Raw genomic sequence first — 15,926 nt, 5'->3', positions numbered from 1 at the left:
GCTCTCAGCGCCGCTGAGCTCCGGCGCCCTCCAGGGGCGCCGATCCGGCACGGTCTACAGGAAGGATCCGGCGCAGGACCGGATCATCCAGATAGGACTTGAGGCGGTTCGTGTCGGGATACGGCAGCTCGAACTCGCCCGCCTGCGGCGCACGGAGGTCAGCGCCCGCAAGGTAGCGCCGGACATTGTCCTGTTGCAGCCGCGCTGCCGCGCTGAAATGCTGGAGCTTGGCAACATCCTTTCCGATCCGGCCCAGCAGTGGATATGCAACGACAAGCGCGAACAGGAGTACCGCCGCACGCCTTGCCGTGCGCAGTCGCGGGCCCTTCGAAGCCAGGCCCCACAATTGGATGGCAAACCACGCGTTGGCAAACAAGCCAGGCACAAACAGTTCCGTATAGCGGGACATCGGCGCCCTCATGTCATGCCCGCGGCCATAGGCGATGGCCAATGCCTGAAGCGCAGACCAGATGCAGAGTCCTGCCATCACCAGATCGGTCGGCGATGCTTGCCGGCGGATCACCATGCGCACAACCATCACGGTGGCAGGCAGCCAGATGATCAGCGCGAACCCACCTGACCGCATGGGCCACGCCAGAACCCGAGACGCGGCGTAGATGAACTCGCCTGCGCTCTGCGCACGCAAGGCCGTATTGACCTCGATCACGGGAACCTGAGCGTAGGCGACCATCGCGACGGCCGCCAGCACTGCTGTTGCGCACAACGCCGGCACTCGTCGGCCGGGAAGGCAGATGCAGGCCAGGACACAGGTCGCAGCCGTTGCCACTGCGGTCAGCAGCCCCGACGCCATGGTGGCACTGGCAAACACGCTCAGTGCGATCGCAGCAGGCAATGCCACAATGCTCTGATGGTGCCTGGCCACCAGCGCGATGGCCACGATGCTGGACAGGATCAGGAAATAGAACTGCGACTGGAAGCCAACGAGAAAGTTCTCCCACGCGAACGGCAGGACTGACAGCAGAATCGCCAACAGCAGCAGCATCCAGCGACCCACAGCAGCGCCCGCGTCGCGAAGCGTGTGCCAGACCAGCAATGCGGGGATGAAGCAGAACACGACGGCTGCGACCCGTGCTTCGTAGACGTTGTTCCACTGCCCGGTGACGGCATACGACAGCAGGGTGACCAGGCGCGTGGGCAGGATGCGATGCTCATTGTGCGGCGCGAACAACATCTGCCACTGCAATGTTCCTTCCAGCCATGGCTTGAGCGCAGAGGCCCACTCCCCATCCCATTGATCCATGTAGGGCATCGGCGTAGCGAAGAACTGTACGTACAGCAGTCGTGCCAGCAGCGCCAGCGCACCGACACCCAGTGCCAGCATGAGTGGAGACCACTTTCGCGATGCGCGGGCGTGCAAAGCAGGCAGATTCATGGAGCGTCCTTTCAGGTACAAGCGCAGCAGCTTCGACGCACTGCGCGGGAGAATCCAGCTGCGCATGGTAGTTCAGCAGCACCGGATTCGCGCGTACTCACGCTCAGCAATGCCTGGTTCGAAACGTTGCACAGCGCGAAAAGGCAGAAACCCGGCCAAGGCCGGGCTTCCGTCATCCGCCGCACCGCGCGGCCGGCGATCAGAACTGTGCGATCACCCGCTTCAGACCGTCCTGCCATTCCGGCAGCACGATGCCGAAATCCTGCTGCAGCTTACGGTTGTCCAGCACCGACCAGGCCGGGCGCTTGGCCGGTGTCGGGTACTCGGAACTGGCAATCGCTTCAACCGACGGCACCTTGGCCAGTACTCCCGTCGCCAGCGCCTCGGCAAAAATCGCTTCGGCAAAACCGTGCCAACTGGTCTGGCCACTGGCGGTCAGGTGCCAGGTCCCCGAAAGCTGGCCCGGATGCTGCAGTGCCTGCGCGGTGACATCGGCGATCAGCGCCGCCGGCGTCGGCGTACCGATCTGGTCAGCCACCACACGCAATACGTCACGCTCGACACCCACGCGCAACATCGTGCGCAGGAAGTTGGCGCCGTGCGATGCATACACCCACGCTGTGCGGAAGATCAGGTGACGGCCACCGGCAGCGCGCACCGCATCCTCGCCATCGCGCTTGCTGGTGCCATACACGCCCAGCGGCGCGGTCGGCTCGTCCTCGCGGTATGGCGCGCTGCCCTGGCCATCGAACACGTAGTCGGTGGAGTAATGCACGAGCGGCACGCCATGCGCCGCACACCAGCGCGCGATCACGCCCGGCGCCTGCGCATTGGCAGCGAAGGCAGCTTCGACCTCCTGCTCGGCACGATCAACTGCGGTATAGGCGGCCGCATTGACCACCAGCGACGGCTGCACGCTGTCCAGCAATGCCGGCAGGCAGTCGGGCTGGCCGAAATCGGCCGTTTCGCAGGCACTTCCGTCGGGCAGGACTCCGCTGCGGGTGGTCGCAACCACCTTGCCCAGCGGTGCCAGCGCGCGCAGCAGCTCCTGGCCGACCTGGCCGTTGCCGCCGAACACCAGCACCGTCATGCGACGTAGACCGGCAGACGGTCTTCCGCGATGTCTTTCAGGAACGGCGCGTTCTCGTCCTTGGCCGACAGGGTCGGTGCGCTGACCGGCCAGTCCACTGCGATGTCGGCATCGTTCCAGCGCACGCCGGCATCAAAGTCCTTGAGGTAGACCTCGGTGCACAGGTAGCTGAAGACCGCACGCTCGGACAGCACGGCGAAACCGTGGGCGAAGCCCTCCGGAATCCAGAACTGCTTCTTGTTCTCCGCGCTCAGCACCACCGCTTCCCACTGGCCGAAGGTCGGCGAGCCCCGACGGATGTCGACGGCCACATCGTAGACCTCGCCTTCGAGCACGCTGACCAGCTTGCCCTGCGGGCGCGGCCACTGGTAATGCAGGCCGCGCAGCACGCCCTGCGCGGACGTCGACACGTTGCTCTGCACGAAACGATCCGGCAGGCCCAGCGCAGCGAAGCGCTCGGCATTCCAGGTTTCGAAGAAATAACCGCGGGCATCGCCGAACACCGCCGGCTCGATCACCACGCAACCGGGCAACTTGGTTTCAATCACTTTCACGGAACGACTCCACGCAGAGCGAGTTTATGCAGGTACTGGCCGTAGCCATTCTTGATCAGCGGCGCCGCCAGTGCTTCCAGCTGTTCAGCGTTGATCCAGCCCTTGCCGAAGGCAATTTCCTCCGGGCAGCAGACCTGCAGGCCCTGGCGGGTCTGGATGGTTTCGATGAAGTTGGATGCTTCCAGCAACGACTGGTGCGTGCCGGTATCCAGCCAGGCATAACCACGACCCAGCGCCTCCAAGTGCAGCTGCCCTTCGCGCAGATAGTGCTGGTTCAGATCGGTGATCTCCAGCTCGCCACGCGGCGAAGGCTTCAGCTCGGCCGCATAGTCGCTGGCATTGCCGTCGTAGAAGTACAGGCCGGTCACCGCGTAGTTGGAGCGCGGATTCTCGGGCTTTTCCACCAGGTTGATGACCTTGCCGTTGCTGTCGAACTCGGCCACGCCGTAGCGTTCCGGATCATTCACCCAGTAGCCGAACACGGTGGCGCCCTGGTCACGCTGGTCGGCGTTGCGCAGCACCTCGCGCAGGCCGTGGCCGTGGAAGATGTTGTCGCCCAGCACCAGGCAGCTCGGCTTGCCGGCGACGAACTCACGGCCGATCAGGTAGGCCTGGGCCAGGCCATCCGGACTTGGCTGCACTGCATACTGGATGTCCATGCCCCACTGCGAACCGTCGCCCAGCAACTGCTGGAACAGCGCCTGCTCGTGCGGGGTATTGATGATCAGCACTTCGCGAATGCCCGCCAGCATCAGCACGCTGAGCGGGTAGTAGATCATCGGCTTGTCGTACACCGGCAACAGCTGCTTGCTGACGCCCTTGGTGATCGGATACAGCCGGGTGCCGGAACCCCCGGCTAGGATGATGCCCTTGCGCTGGGTCATGAGATCTCCTGGATTCAGGCTGCGGTGCCGATGCGCTGCAGGCGGTAGCTGCCGTCGAGCACGCCGTTGACCCATTCCTGGTTGTCCAGGTACCAGTCGACGGTGAAGGTGATGCCCTGCTCGAAGGTGTAGGCCGGTTCCCAGCCCAGGTCGTTCTTCAGCTTGGACGCATCGATCGCATAGCGGCGGTCATGACCAGGACGATCGGTGACGTAGGTGATCTGGCTGCTGCGCGGCTGGCCGTCCGCACGCGGGCGGCGCTGGTCCAGCAGCGCGCAGATGGCCTGCACCACCTCAATGTTCTGCTTTTCCGAGTTGCCACCGACGTTGTAGGTCTCGCCGACCTGGCCCTTGGCCAGCACGGTGCGAATCGCTTCGCAATGGTCGGACACGAACAGCCAGTCACGCACCTGCTTGCCATCGCCGTACACCGGCAGCGGCTCGCCGGCCAGCGCCTTGGCGATCACAAGCGGGATCAGCTTCTCCGGGAAGTGGTACGGACCGTAGTTGTTCGAGCAGTTGGTGGTCAGCACCGGCAGCCCGTAGGTGTGGTGGAAGGCGCGGACCAAGTGGTCCGAAGCGGCCTTCGACGCCGAATACGGGGAATTCGGAGCGTACGGCGTGGTTTCGCTGAACTTGCCGGTCTCACCCAGGGTGCCGTACACCTCGTCAGTGGACACATGCAGGAAGCGGAAGGCGGCGCCCGGCCCGGCCGGCAGCGCCTTCCAGTAGTCGCGCACCGCTTCCAGCAGGCCCAGGGTGCCCACCACGTTGGTCTGGATGAACGCACCCGGGCCATCGATGGAACGATCGACATGGCTTTCGGCGGCGAAGTTCAGCACCGCGTCCGGCTGGTGCTCGGCCAGCAGGCGGGCGACCAGATCACGGTCGCCGATGTCGCCTTGCACGAACACGTGGTCGGGGTTGCCCTCCAGGCTGGACAGAGTCTTCAGGTTGCCGGCGTACGTCAGCACATCAAGGTTAACGACCTTGATGCCGCGGGCGACGGCTTCGAGGACGAAATTACCGCCAATGAATCCGGCGCCGCCGGTGACAAGCCATGTGGGCACTACCTGTTCTCCTGATCGAAATGTCATCCATGGGGCGCACTTGGGCGCTCCCGCACAGCGGCACAGCATACATGTCCCCCGTCTTCACGACTGCCAGCGTGTCGTGAATGGCGCACTTGCTCCGTCCGTCCCATGCCGCGCCGCAACATAACCATACGCATTCGCATGGTCCCCTCAAGCCAGCTAGAATCGGGATCCCACCCCCGAACCGGTTGCTGTGCGAGGACCGGACGTTCTCCCCGTTATTGAAGGACCCCGTACCAGATGAAAATCCTCGTCGCGTACAAGCGCGTGGTGGACTACAACGTCCGCATTCAGGTCAAGCCGGACGGTTCCGGCGTGGTCACCGACGGCGTCAAGCTGTCCCCCAATCCCTTCGATGAAATCGCTCTGGAAGAAGCCCTGCGCCTGCGCGACAAGGGCATCGCCAGCGAAGTCGTGGTCGCCACCATTGCTCCGGCCGATGCCCAGGCGCATCTGCGCAACGGCCTGGCCATGGGTGCCAACCGTGCCGTCCATGTGGTCACCGACCAGGCCATCCAGCCGCTGACCGCCGCACGTACCCTGCTCAAGCTGATCGAGAAGGAACAGCCGGACCTGGTGATCCTCGGCAAGCAGGCCATCGACGACGACGCCAACCAGACCGGCCAGATGCTGGCCACGCTGTGGGGCCGCCCGCAGGCGACCTTCGCCAGCAAGCTGGACATTGCCGACGGCAAAGCCACGGTGACCCGCGAAGTCGACGCCGGCCTGGAAACGCTGGAAGTCGATCTGCCGGCGGTGGTCACCACCGACCTGCGCCTGAACGAGCCGCGCTTCATCAAGCTGCCGGACATCATGAAGGCCAAGGCCAAGCCGCTGGAGGCCCTGCAGCTGGCCGACCTCGGCGTTGAAGCCGCCGACACCTTCAAGACCACCCAGTACGCCGCGCCGTCCAAGCGCAGCAAGGGTGTGATGGTCAAGGACGCGGCCGAACTGGTTGCCGCACTCAAGCAGAAGGGGTTGCTGTAATGAGCAGGATTCTCGTCATCGCCGAGCACCACGACGGCAAGCTCAACGCCGCTACCGCCAAGACCGTCAGCGCTGCTGCCGCCATCAGCGGTGCCAGCATCGACGTGCTGGTGCTGGCCGCCGACCCGGCCGCCGTTGCCGCCGAGGCCGCGAAGATCACCGGCGTCGCCAAGGTCCTTACCGTGGCCAACGCTGCCAATGCGCAGGCCATCGCCCAGGTGCTGGCGCCGCAGATCGCGCAGCTGGCCAAGGGCTACACCCACGTGTTCGGCCCGTCGACCACCTTCGGCAAGGACCTGATGCCGTGCGTGGCCGCCCTGCTCGGCGTCAACCAGGTCTCCGACCTGATGAGCGTTGAAGGCAGCCACACCTTCAAGCGCCCGATCTACGCCGGCAACGCGATCATCACCGTGGAAGCCCCGGCCGACCAGATCGTGGTCGCCACCGTGCGTGCCGCGTCGTGGCCGGAAGCCGCCCAGGGCGGCAGCGCCGCCATCGAAGCGGCCAGCGTCGATGCTGCCCTGCCGACCCACACCCGCTTCGTCGGCCTCGCCGCTGGCGCCAGCGACCGCCCGGACCTGCAGAGCGCCAAGCGCGTGGTCTCCGGTGGCCGTGGTGTCGGTTCGGAAGAGAACTTCAAGGTCATCTTCCAGCTGGCCGACAAGCTCGGTGCCGCCGTCGGTGCTTCGCGCGCCGCGGTCGATGCCGGCTACGTGCCCAGCGACCTGCAGGTCGGCCAGACTGGCAAGATCATCGCGCCGGAACTGTACGTGGCCGTAGGCATCAGCGGTGCGATCCAGCACCTGACCGGCATCAAGGATGCTGGCACGATCGTCGCGATCAACAAGGATGGCGACGCGCCCATCTTCGAGATTGCCGATATCGGCCTGGTGGGGGATCTGTTCGCGATCCTGCCCGAGCTGGAACAGGCGCTGTAATGACGGACTGCTCGTCCCCGGCGCCGGTAAAGCCGGTGCGCCGGGGGCGCGCAGGCTCATGGGTCGTCGCCATTGCGGCTGCATATCTCGCTGCACTGTGGTACATCGACCGCGAGCGCAACATCCTCGCGCAGCTGAGCAACCTCAACGGCACTCTGGCCCTTTGCGCCGGGCTGGTACTGGTCAGCTATGCCTTCCGCTACCAGCGCTGGCGATCGGCGCTCTCCGCGCAGGGGCTGCGACTGCAAGGCTGGCGCCTTGGCGCCTTGGCCTACCTCGCCGGCTTCGCCTTCACCGCTTCGCCTGGCAAGGCAGGTGAACTGCTCCGTATCCGTTACTTCGGCTGGCAAGGCGTACCGGCTGGTGCCACCTTGGCGACATTCATCTTCGAGCGCGCACTGGATCTGCTGGTGATCACCGTACTGGCTATCGGTGCGGCCCACATGATCCCTGCGTTCGGCGTGCTGGCCACCATCATTCTGGGAGTCCTTCTGATCCTCGGTTTGCTGGCCTGCTGGCCACCTCTTGCTCGCGGCGCGCATCGTCTCATCGAGTACCTTCCGGGCTCGCCGGTACGCCGACTTGGCCATTTCCTGATCGCTGGCACCCGCGCGCTCGACCCACTGCTGTGCTGGCGCCTGCTGCTTCGCTCCGCCCTGCAGGGCGGAGCGGCGTGGCTGCTGACTGCCCTGGCCTTTACCTTGCTATGTCAGGCCATGGGCATCAGTCTGCCCTGGCTGCTGATGCTGAGCATCTATCCGCTGGCCATGCTGATCGGCGCACTGTCCCTCGTCCCTGGTGGCGTAGGGACCACCGAGGCGGCCATCGTGCTGATGCTCGGCGCTTCCGGGGTCGAGGTGGACGCTGCATTGACCGTGGCCATCGGCATCCGGCTGGTCAGCCTGTGGCTGGCGGTCGTTGTCGGCATGCTGGCCATGGCACGCCTGGAGCTGGCCGCCAGGCCACGTCCCGCGCCCTGATCCATGGCTGCGCGCTCAACATGGTTCCCTTATCATTCAGGATGATTTCATCCGTGCGAAAAAGTACCTACATGCAGAACCATGCCGCCTTCTGCGACGAGGCACCTCGGCTGTGACCTCTTCTCGTGCCCTATGCGTCGATCTGGATGGCACCCTGCTCCGCTCGGACATCCTGTACGAATCGTTGCTGGCCCTGCTGGCCCACAACCCGCTGTACCTGTTCCTGGTGCCGTTCTGGCTGCTGCGGGGCAAAGCCTACGTAAAGCGGCAGCTGGCCTCCCGCGTGAAGCTGCCCGCCGAAACACTGCCCTACGACGAGCGGGTGCTGGACATACTGCGCACCACCACCCAACGCCCCCGCGTGCTGTGCACCGCCTCCGACCGCCTGCTGGTCCAGCCCATCGCCGACCATCTGGGACTGTTCGAGGAAGTGATGGCCAGCGATGGCCAGACCAACCTGTCCGGCAGCAACAAGGGGCAGGCACTGGCAGCGCGCTTTGGCGAACGAGGCTTCGACTACATGGGCAACGGCACGGTCGACCTGAAGGTCTGGGCCCATGCTGGCGGCGCGATCGTGGTCAACAACGGGGCCGGGCTGGCCAGTGCTGCGGCGAAGCAGACCGAAGTGCTTGCCCACCTGCCCTCTCAGAACGGCGGTCTGATCACCTGGATCAAGGCGTTGCGCGTCTACCAGTGGCTGAAGAACCTGCTGGTGCTGGTACCGCTACTGACTGCCCACCGCTTCTTCGATCTCACCTCGATCATCGATGCAGGCACGGCCTTCCTGGCCTTCGGTCTGTGCGCGTCAGGCGTCTATCTGCTCAACGATCTGCTGGACCTGACCCCAGACCGGATGCATCCGCGCAAGCGCAAGCGCCCATTTGCCGCGGGCACGCTGCCGCTGCTGCATGGCCTGCTGGTGGCGCCGTTGATCACCCTGGCCGGCTTCGCCCTGGCGCTGGCCTGCAGCCCGGCCTTCGCGGGCGTGCTGCTGTGCTACTACGTGATGACCCTGAGCTACTCGCTCAAGCTCAAGCGCATTGTAATGATCGACGTGGTGATGCTGGCGGCGCTGTACACGGTGCGCATCATCGGCGGCGCGGTGGCGATCAACTCTGAACTGTCGTTCTGGCTGCTGGCGTTCTCGATGTTCGTGTTCCTCAGCCTGGCCATGCTCAAGCGCTATACCGAACTGGCCTCGGCACTGGCCAGCGGCAAGGAAATGGCGATCGGCCGAGGCTACTCGGTGGCCGACCTGCCGCTGGTGCAGTCGCTGGGCGCGGCCGCCGGCTACATCGGCGTCGCGGTCTTCGCGCTGTACATCAACAGCCCGGAAAGCCTGGAGCTGTATACCAGTCCCAAGCTGCTGTGGCTGCTGTGCCCGATCCTGCTGTACTGGATCAGCCGGATGTGGATCGTCTCGCACCGGGGCGACATGCATGACGACCCGATCGTGTTCGCGGCGATGGACCGCGGCAGCCAGATCGTCATCGCACTGTGCGTGCTGATCGTCCTGATTGCCATATGAGTGCAGCGGTTGGCCAGTCCTGGGGGCGCTACCCGCGGGTAGAGCAGCGGATCCTTCCGGTGCTCGACCGCGCTGCTGCCCTGCCGCTGCCCGCAGAGGGCGGCACTGTGCTGCCCCACGGCAACGGGCGCAGTTACGGCGACAGCTGCCTGAACCCAGGCGCGACCCTGCTGACCAGCCGCGCCCTTGACCGTTTCATCGATTTCGATCCGGCCGCGGGCATCGTGCGCTGCGAGGCAGGGGTGACCCTGGCCGACATCCTGGACATCGCGCTGCCGCGCGGCTGGTTCCTGCCGGTCACCCCGGGCACCCGTTACGCGACCGTGGGCGGCGCAATCGGCAACGACGTGCACGGCAAGAACCACCATCGCGCAGGTACGTTCTGCCACCACGTGCTGCGCCTTGAACTGCTGCGCAGCGATGGTTCGCGCCAGCAGCTCACGCCGGACGACAGCAGCGGCCTGTTCGCCGCCACCGCAGGTGGGCTGGGCCTGACCGGCTTCATCACCTGGGCCGAGCTGCAGCTTCGTCGGGTACCAGGCCCCTGGATCGAAACCGAGTCGATCCGTTTCGACAACCTGGACGAGTTCTTCGCGCTGTCGCGCGAGTCGGCCACTGATTTCGAGTACACCGTTGCCTGGATCGACTGCCTGGCCAAGGGCCGAGCGCTTGGTCGCGGGCATTTCCTGCGCGGCGATCATGCACCAGGCGACGCCCACGCGGCCACGCCCAGTTCGGCCCCTCGCCGCAGCATGCCCATCGTGCCGCCGGTATCACTGGTCAATCCACTGACCCTGCGTCCGTTCAACACGCTGTACTACTGGCGCCAGCCGGCTCGCCGGGCCCGCCACGTATCGCACTACCAGAGCTATTTCTATCCGCTGGACGGCATCAACCACTGGAACCGCATGTACGGCCCGCGCGGCTTCCTGCAGCACCAGTGCGTGCTGCCGCCGGCCACCGCGCGCGACGCCACCGCTGCGCTGCTGGGCGAAATTGCCCGCAGCGGGCGCGGTTCGTTCCTGGCGGTACTGAAGGAATTCGGCGACCGGCCCTCGCCGGGGCTGCTCTCCTTCCCGCGCCCGGGTACCACCCTGGCGCTGGATTTCCCCAATGACGGTCCCGAGCTGTTGAAGATGCTCGACCGCCTGGACCGCATCGTCAGCGAAGCCGGCGGTGCTGTGTACGCGGCCAAGGACGCGCGCATGTCCGGCGCGTTGTTCCGCCAGGCCTACCCGGCCTGGGAAGCCTTCTCCCGCTTCATCGACCCTCGATTCTCATCCGGCTTCTGGCGCCGGGTGATGGAGTAACCATGCAGAAGATCCTGATCATCGGCGCGACCTCGGCCATCGCCGAATCGGTTGCGCGCCTATACGCCGCACGTGGCGCCGCGCTCTACCTGGTGGGTCGCAGTGCCGGCAAGCTGGACGCCATTGCCGCCGACCTGCGCGTGCGCGGTGCCCCGCACGTGCACAGCGGCGTGCTGGACGTGAACGATGTGGCCGCCCACGGCGCCCTCCTGGACAACGCATGGGCCGCGCTGGGCGGCATCGATACCGTCCTGATCGCCCACGGCACCCTGCCTGACCAGGCTGACTGCGATGCCTCGGTGGATCTATCGCTGCGCGAGTTTGCCACCAATGGCACCTCGACCATCGCCCTTGCAGCGGCCCTGGCACAGCGCCTGCAGTCCGGTGCCAGCCTGGCCGTCATTTCCTCGGTGGCCGGTGATCGCGGCCGCGCCAGCAATTACCTGTACGGCAGCGCCAAGGCAGCGGTCACCGCCTACCTGAGCGGCCTGGGCCAGCGCCTGCGTCCGGCTGGCATCAACGTACTGATCATCAAGCCCGGCTTCGTCGATACGCCGATGACCGCCGCGTTCAAGAAGGGCGCCCTGTGGGCGACACCGGACAAGGTCGCCGCCGGCATCCTCAAGGCGATCGGCAAGCGCAAGGCCGTTGCCTACCTGCCCGGCTTCTGGTGGGCCATCATGATGATCATCAAGAACATCCCCGAATTCGTCTTCCGCAGGATCAAGCTCTGACATGACCGACAAGCACGCCAAGATCGTCATCACCGGTGCTGCCGGCCTGGTGGGGCAGAACCTGATCGTCGAGCTCAAGCAGCAGGGTTACACCCAGCTGGTCGCCATCGACAAGCATGCCCACAACCTGGATATCCTGCACGGCCTGCATCCGGATGTCCGCGTGGTGAAAGCCGACCTGGCTGAACCTGGCGCGTGGGCCGGTGAATTCAACGGTGCCGCCTGCGTGGTGCAGCTGCACGCGCAGATCACCGGCAAGACCACCGACCTGTTCGTCCGCAACAACATCACGGCCACCGGCCATGTGTTGAAGGCGACCCAGGATGCCGCTGTGCCCTACATGGTGCACATCAGCTCGTCGGTGGTGAATTCGGTCGCCAAGGACGATTACACCAATACCAAGCGCGAACAGGAGGAGATGGTGGTCGCCAGCGGCCAGCGCCACTGCGTGCTGCGCCCGACACTGATGTTCGGCTGGTTCGACCCCAAGCACCTGGGTTGGTTGTCGCGTTTCATGGCACGCACGCCCGTATTCCCGATCCCGGGCGATGGCAAGTTCATGCGCCAGCCCCTGTATGAACGCGACTTCTGCCGCTGCATCGCCAAGTGCATCGAAACCGAACCGGACGGCGAGGTCTTCGACATCGTCGGCGATACCCGTGTGGATTACGTGGACATCATCCGCACCATCAAGCGGGTCAAGAAGCTGCATACGGTGATCGTGCACATCCCGATCGGCTTCTTCGGCTTCCTGTTGAAGGTCTACAGCCTGTTCAGCAGCAAACCGCCCTTCACCGCCGACCAGCTGAAGGCACTCAGTGCCGGCGATGACTTCAAGGGCATCGACACTGATGCCGTGTTCGGCGTGAAGCAGACGCCGTTTGAAGAAGCAATTCGCGAGAGCTACACCGATCCGCGCTACGCGAAGATCGTACTGGAGCGTTGACGCGTGCGGGAAGGACGCTGGTATCTGGGCCAGGGACTGGCTGCGGCATGCCTGCTTGTGGCGTTGCTGCTGTGGATCCGACCGCCGGTATCGGAGCTCCCAATGGGCGCTACAGCCCCCAAGGGTGGCTGCCCGTCGTCGGCATCGTCGTTCCTGCGTGCCGATCCGGACATCCACCATGCCGCCATCACCTACTGCGCAAACGGCGACGAAGCGCGTGGCACGATCGAACTGCGACTGCCTGCCAACCACGCCATGCGCCCACGACTGGCGGTGGCCGGCTACATCGATGGACACGCAGTACGCCTGCGCATCGCCTTGGAGGATGATGAGGAATCACTGTATGTGATCCAGCGTGCGGGCGAGCAATGGCAGCCGTTGAACATCCGGGTGCCGCAGAGTTGGGCGGGACGGCCCCTGCGCGTGGTCCTGGATGACCAAGGGACTGGATTCCAGCAGTGGGCGGGCATTGGCATGCTGCCCGAGCCTGGGCGTCTGGGCATTCCGATCATGTCACTGCTGTTGGCCAGCATCCTGCTGAGTGCGCTCGCTCTGCCGCCCCCACGGAGCGAAGGCGTGCCTACACCTCCCAGGAAAACACCTGTCCGCCGCACCGTTTCACTGGTTCTTCTGGCTGCATCGGTAGCACTGCTGGCCGCGAAGCTCTACCAGGGCGACGTCGCTGGTGTCTGGCATCATCCTGACCAATCCATTCCGGTGAAAGTCATGGTCGCCATGCATGAACATGGCGATCTGAATACCGATTGGGCTCGCGCTGACCTTCCTGAGTTCCATGCATTCCGCTACAACTTCTCCGGGTACATTCAAGCGGTCTACCTGACCATCAAGGCGATTGCACCAGCGGCATTCAAAAGCGAATTCGACCTGCTGCACTACCTGCTCGAATTCTCGCGCTGGTCCGCCGCCCTCACCTTGGCAGTCTGCCTCCTGCTGCTCGTACGTACGTTGGGTGTTGGTTATGCGCTGGTCGGGGTGCTTCTGGTCGCGACCACCCCCCAATTCCTGCAGGACGCGCATTACGCCCGGCCAGAGGCATGGAGCACGCTGCTCTCAACGCTGGCGTTCGCGCTCGCATGCCTGAAGCCTCAGCAACGCTGGGCCCAGTTCGGCCTCCTGGCCCTTCTGGGCATGTTGGCTGGCGTGCTGACGACCATAAAGTTCACCTATGCCGTTTTCAGCCTGTACTGCGTCGCTGCCGCATGGCAGCCTGTACGCCAGTTACCGGGATTGACGCGGAAGCTCCAGCATCTTGGCATGTTCGGCGGCGCATCGCTGGCAGGTGTTGTCTTCGGCATCTGCGTCGGTTCACCGGCCATCGTGGCTGACCTTCCCGGATTCCTGGCGGGCATCCAGGCGCTGGACCACCAGTACGGCGGGGGCCATCCCCCGTTTGGGCCGATGACGCACGGGCTGGTTCCGCAATGGCATTGGATCACCGGTTACTACCTGGCCACCCTCGGCTTGCCCTTGGTGGTGCTGCATGTGATGGGCTACTTCCGCACCTCGCTGGCACCAGCCAAGGCCGGCTTCCTGGCGGTCTTCGCCATTACGTTTGGCGCCTTCCTGGTCCAGTCGGTGTTCTTCGAACGCAATCTGACCGCATTGATACCAGCCTTCATGATGGTTGCCGTGGCTGGCGCTGCCAACATCGAGCGGTTCGCCGCGGCCCGCCTCGCGCTGCAGCGCCCCTTGGCCCGCAGGCTGCTGCACCTGGCCTGCATGGGGCTGCTGGTACTGGCAGGCGCTTGGGGCATGTCGGTCAGCGCCCGACTGGCCCCCTATTTCGACCGCATCCACCTGCAGCAGATACTGGATGAACGCACCGACCGACTGCAGGGCATCGCCGCGGAAGTGGGCGCCGTACGCACCGAGGTCATCACTTACCCCCAGGTATTGGGCATGGACCTCCCGCCACCATCGACGGACTGTGTGCTGTTCATCGGCACCTCGTTCAACGACGACTGGTCAAGGCGCTATTATTCCCAGATGGATCAGTCATTTATCCGCATTGGCAGAATCGCCTCGGATTTCAACGACGTCCCGACCGGTACCCTGCACATCTACCACAGCCCCGCGTACGAATTGTTCGCCACGCGCCCGGAGTGCCGTCTCACGGCGCTCCCCACTTCCTTCCATTGATACGATTGCCATGACCCAGAAGCGATTTGCCATCATCGGCGCAGGCCCCATGGGCCTGATGGCCGCCGTGAAACTCCTCGACCAGGGCCGTTCGGTCACGATCTACGAGCGTGACGATCGCATTGGCGGCATGTCGGCCAACTTCGATTTCGACGGTCTGTCGATCGAGCGCTATTACCACTTCATCTGCAAGACCGACTATCCGCTCTTCGCGCTGCTGGAGCGCTACGGCCTGTCCAAGGCGCTGCGCTGGACCGACACCAAGATGGGCTATTTCTACAAGGGAAAGCTCTACAAGTGGGGCAACCCGTTTGCACTGCTGGCCTTCCCCCACCTTGGGCCGATCAGCAAGTTCCGCTATGCGCTGCACGTGATGTACACCAAGGGCATCAAGGACTGGACGGCGCTGGACAAGGAAGAGGCCGGCGCATGGATCCGGCGCTGGGTCGGCCAGAAGGCCTATGACGTGATGTGGAAGGATGCCTTCCGCCTGAAGTTCTTCGAGTTCAAGGACAACCTGTCGGCCAGCTGGATCGGCACGCGCATCAAGCGCGTGGCACTGTCCCGCCGCAACCTGATGAACGAGAGCATGGGCTACCTGGAAGGGGGCTCGATGACGCTGCTGGAACGCATGGTGCAGGACATCCAGGCGCGCGGCGGCCGTATCGAGCTGTCGCAGGGCATCGATGAAGTAGTGTCCGAGAACGGCAAGGTCAGCGGTGTATCGGTGGGCGGCGAATTCACCGCTTACGACGGCGTGATCTCCACCGCACCCATCCAGTACGTGCCGGCGCTGGTGCCGGGGCTGCCGGAGGACTTCCGCGCCAAGGTCGCGGCGGTGCAGAACATTCCCGTCGCCTGCGTGATCCTCAAGCTCAAGCACGCGGTGAGCGAAAACTTCTGGATGAACATCAGCGATCCGGGCATCGAGATCCCGGGCGTGATCGAGTACAGCAACCTCAACCCGGGCCACGACCCGGACCAGAAGATCCTGTACGCGCCGTACTACATGCCCAAGACCCACCCGAAGTGGCAGCAGTCCAACGCCGAGCTGATCGAGGAAGTGCTGGGCTACCTGGCGCGGATCAACCCAGCCTTCGAGCGTGACTGGGTGCTGGCCTCGCACTGCCATCGCTATGAGTTCGCGCAGACGATCTGTCCGCCGGGCTTCCAGGAGATGCTGCCGTCGATGCGCACGCCGGTGCAGGGCTTCTTCATGGCCGACACTGCGTATTACTACCCTGAAGATCGCTCGATCAACGAGAGCATCAACACGGCCGAGGCCCTGGTGAACGAGGCGCTGCGCGCATGACCCCCAGATCAGGTGC

General features: G+C 64.6%; 14 protein-coding genes. 9 read left to right on the top strand and 5 right to left on the bottom strand.

Annotated features, from left to right (window positions below; genetic code table 11):
* Positions 1-4: 4 nt before the first annotated feature.
* The 5 genes from EGM71_RS02725 to rfbB form a co-directional block, all read right to left on the bottom strand.
* The gene (locus tag EGM71_RS02725) at positions 5-1,393 is read right to left on the bottom strand and encodes a hypothetical protein (RefSeq protein WP_188487660.1); all 1,389 of its coding nucleotides are present in this window, start codon (positions 1,391-1,393) and stop codon (positions 5-7) included.
* Between the two features lie 199 nt (positions 1,394-1,592).
* On the bottom strand, positions 1,593-2,483 hold the full coding sequence (gene rfbD / locus EGM71_RS02720) for a dTDP-4-dehydrorhamnose reductase (RefSeq protein WP_188487658.1): 891 nt from the start codon (positions 2,481-2,483) through the stop codon (positions 1,593-1,595).
* Positions 2,480-3,037, bottom strand: a complete 558-nt coding sequence (gene rfbC, locus EGM71_RS02715) for a dTDP-4-dehydrorhamnose 3,5-epimerase (RefSeq protein WP_049443078.1) — start codon at positions 3,035-3,037, stop codon at positions 2,480-2,482. Before rfbC ends, rfbD begins: the two co-directional genes overlap by 4 nt.
* Entirely contained in the window at positions 3,034-3,921 is an 888-nt protein-coding gene (gene rfbA, locus EGM71_RS02710; protein ID WP_188487656.1) for a glucose-1-phosphate thymidylyltransferase RfbA, read from the bottom strand. The genes rfbC and rfbA overlap by 4 nt, the downstream gene beginning before the upstream one ends.
* A gap of 14 nt (positions 3,922-3,935) precedes the next feature.
* Complete coding sequence (gene rfbB / locus EGM71_RS02705; protein ID WP_049443076.1) at positions 3,936-4,991, bottom strand: dTDP-glucose 4,6-dehydratase; 1,056 nt, start codon at positions 4,989-4,991, stop codon at positions 3,936-3,938.
* A gap of 264 nt (positions 4,992-5,255) precedes the next feature.
* Here rfbB and EGM71_RS02700 point away from each other — a divergent pair, with 264 nt between their 5' ends.
* The 9 genes from EGM71_RS02700 (at position 5,256) to EGM71_RS02660 (ending at position 15,910) form a co-directional block, all read left to right on the top strand.
* Positions 5,256-6,002, top strand: a complete 747-nt coding sequence (locus EGM71_RS02700) for an electron transfer flavoprotein subunit beta/FixA family protein (protein WP_188487654.1) — start codon at positions 5,256-5,258, stop codon at positions 6,000-6,002.
* Positions 6,002-6,940, top strand: a complete 939-nt coding sequence (locus EGM71_RS02695; RefSeq protein ID WP_188487652.1) for an electron transfer flavoprotein subunit alpha/FixB family protein — start codon at positions 6,002-6,004, stop codon at positions 6,938-6,940. The genes EGM71_RS02700 and EGM71_RS02695 overlap by 1 nt, the downstream gene beginning before the upstream one ends.
* Positions 6,940-7,920, top strand: coding sequence for a lysylphosphatidylglycerol synthase transmembrane domain-containing protein (locus EGM71_RS02690; RefSeq protein WP_188487650.1), 981 nt, complete (start codon positions 6,940-6,942; stop codon positions 7,918-7,920). The genes EGM71_RS02695 and EGM71_RS02690 overlap by 1 nt, the downstream gene beginning before the upstream one ends.
* A gap of 112 nt (positions 7,921-8,032) precedes the next feature.
* Positions 8,033-9,448, top strand: a complete 1,416-nt coding sequence (locus EGM71_RS02685; RefSeq protein WP_188487648.1) for a UbiA family prenyltransferase — start codon at positions 8,033-8,035, stop codon at positions 9,446-9,448.
* Positions 9,445-10,758, top strand: a complete 1,314-nt coding sequence (locus tag EGM71_RS02680) for an FAD-binding oxidoreductase (protein WP_188487646.1) — start codon at positions 9,445-9,447, stop codon at positions 10,756-10,758. Before EGM71_RS02685 ends, EGM71_RS02680 begins: the two co-directional genes overlap by 4 nt.
* A gap of 2 nt (positions 10,759-10,760) precedes the next feature.
* On the top strand, positions 10,761-11,492 hold the full coding sequence (locus EGM71_RS02675) for an SDR family oxidoreductase (RefSeq protein WP_188487644.1): 732 nt from the start codon (positions 10,761-10,763) through the stop codon (positions 11,490-11,492).
* A 1-nt stretch (position 11,493) separates the two neighbouring features.
* Positions 11,494-12,438, top strand: coding sequence for an NAD-dependent epimerase/dehydratase family protein (locus EGM71_RS02670; protein WP_188487642.1), 945 nt, complete (start codon positions 11,494-11,496; stop codon positions 12,436-12,438).
* 3 nt (positions 12,439-12,441) lie between these two features.
* Positions 12,442-14,598, top strand: a complete 2,157-nt coding sequence (locus tag EGM71_RS02665; RefSeq protein ID WP_188487640.1) for a hypothetical protein — start codon at positions 12,442-12,444, stop codon at positions 14,596-14,598.
* 10 nt (positions 14,599-14,608) lie between these two features.
* Positions 14,609-15,910 (top strand): NAD(P)/FAD-dependent oxidoreductase, encoded by a 1,302-nt coding sequence (locus EGM71_RS02660; RefSeq protein WP_188487638.1) that lies wholly within the window; start codon positions 14,609-14,611, stop codon positions 15,908-15,910.
* Positions 15,911-15,926: the final 16 nt, after the last annotated feature.

Source organism: Stenotrophomonas maltophilia, from assembly GCF_006970445.1.
In the GTDB taxonomy this organism is placed as follows: domain Bacteria; phylum Pseudomonadota; class Gammaproteobacteria; order Xanthomonadales; family Xanthomonadaceae; genus Stenotrophomonas; species Stenotrophomonas maltophilia_AU.
Note: the sequence above shows the minus strand (reverse complement) of the source record. Positions and strands in the feature narration are given on the sequence as shown.